A 377-nucleotide genomic window follows, 5' to 3' on the forward strand; every position below is an offset into this window, starting at 1 on the left:
CCATGACTTCCGTCATGTCACCTGTTCCAATCCTCGGTTACCAGGTTGCAAGGTCATTTCATATGCAGTTGCCAAGGTCCTTGAGTTCGCAAATCACTCTTGCGAGTCATTCGCTCCCTCAAAACTAAACACACTCCGCGGCCATCTTCCTTCGCATGACTTCGTCATTCGTCTTCCGGCTCCCTCACGTACATCCAGTACACTCGGTTCGCCTTCATCCTCATTCCTTGTCCTGCTCGAAACCTGACACGCGTTTCCCACGCCCTCTTCGCATTTCTCCGTAGAAAGGAGGTGATCCAGCCGCACCTTCCGATACGGCTACCTTGTTACGACTTCACCCCAATCATCCGCCCCACCTTCGGCGGCTGGCTCCCTTG

The 377-nt window shown here is 54.1% G+C and carries 1 rRNA gene; it reads right to left on the reverse strand.

The window, feature by feature from the left end:
• Positions 1–284: 284 nt before the first annotated feature.
• Positions 285–377, reverse strand: a 16S ribosomal RNA gene (locus QMF38_RS09610); the annotation flags it as partial.

The organism is Alicyclobacillus hesperidum subsp. aegles (assembly GCF_027923525.1).
Lineage (GTDB): Bacteria > Bacillota > Bacilli > Alicyclobacillales > Alicyclobacillaceae > Alicyclobacillus > Alicyclobacillus aegles.